Source organism: Micromonospora marina (assembly GCF_900091565.1).
GTDB classification, from domain to species: domain Bacteria; phylum Actinomycetota; class Actinomycetes; order Mycobacteriales; family Micromonosporaceae; genus Micromonospora; species Micromonospora marina.
In genome coordinates this window covers 1-1,355 of the sequence record NZ_FMCV01000069.1, presented here as the reverse complement: position 1 = coordinate 1,355, position 1,355 = coordinate 1, and the positions used below count along the sequence as shown (strand labels likewise).

The window sequence follows — 1,355 nt, the reverse complement described above, 5'->3', positions numbered from 1 at the left end:
GTGTCACTAGGCGGCTGTGTTGTTGCAGGTCAGGTGGTTGCGGGTGTGGCGTCGAAGATGCGGGGCGGTTCGGTGATCCGCAGTTTCGTGAGCAGGGCCTTCTGGGGTTGGGACAGCTCGGTGCGCTGGGTGAACGTGCCGGCGGGGCCGGTGAACACGCCGAGGTGCAGCCGGTCGATCTCGGTGCGGATCGCGGTCCAGGTGCGGCCGGTCTCGGTCTCGGCGACGCGGATGAGCAGCAGGGCCAGCCAGCAGAGCAGGATGTGGGCGCGGATGCGGTCCTCGCGGCGGTGGAACACCGGGCGCAGGTCGAGGGTGGTCTTCATGTCGCGCCAGCCGCGTTCGACTTCGAGTAGTTGCTTGTAGCCCAGGGCGATGTCCTCCGCGCTCAGTTTCGGGTCGGAGCAGCGCAGCAGGTACTTGCCGTCGAGGCGCTGTTCGGCCTTGACCTTGCCTTGGTCGAGGCGTAGCAGGCCCTTGGGCGTGACGCGCAGGAACCGGTTCAGGCCGGGCTTGGTCGAGATCACGCCGCGGAGCTCGGCGCGTTTGGTGGCCGACAGCCGGTCTGTGTCGTCGATCAGGTCGGTGAGCTGGGCGAGCAGTCGGGTCCGGACGGCGGCGTCTCGGTCGGCGGCCTCGGGGTTGTAGCAGATGACGAACCGGTCGTCGGTGTCGATGTTGACTTCCTTGACCTGCAGGTTGTCCGCGACGGTGGCGTAACGGCCCTGCCGGGCCAGAGCCTGGTCGGCTTCGCTGGTGCCGGCGCGTAGCTTCTCGCCGAGGATGTAGTGCCCGCCGCCCTGTTGCAGGAAGCGGCGGTTCTCGGCGGAGGCGAAGCCGCGGTCGGCGACCCAGACGATGCGGGCCAGGCTCCACTCGCGCATGTCGGTCTTGACCTGCCGGATCAGGGCGGAGTCGCCGGTGTTGCCGGGCCAGCACCAGACACGCACGGGGATGCCGGTGCGGGTGACGGCCATCCCGACCACGACCTGGGGCAGATCGTCGCGGGAGTCCTTGCTCTTGCCATGGGTGCGGAACCCGGCCTGCTTGACCGCCGCCGGATCGTCCTCGGCCACGACCCGGCCCTGCTGGTCACGCCACAGCGGTTCGTCGGCCTCGTCGAGTTCGAAGTAGGTGCTGGTGGTGTCGAAGAACAGCAGGTCGACTTCGAGGTTGAGTAGGTCGGCGATCTGGTCGTAGACACCGCGGGTCAACGCGGGCTCAACCTCGATCAGCTGGTCCATCGCCCGGTAGCAGGCGTCGTCGGTGACATGTGGCAGGCCGGGCAGGTGCACGTCCTGGCAGACCCAGTCGGCGGCGGCCAGCTTGCTCGACGGCGCCAGAGCCCGGTTCGC

General features: G+C 68.6%; 1 protein-coding gene. It reads right to left on the bottom strand.

Annotated elements, in window-relative coordinates:
* Positions 1-29: 29 nt before the first annotated feature.
* A partial coding sequence (locus tag GA0070215_RS27795) for an IS1634 family transposase (protein ID WP_091051799.1) occupies positions 30-1,355 on the bottom strand: 1,326 nt, incomplete at its 5' end.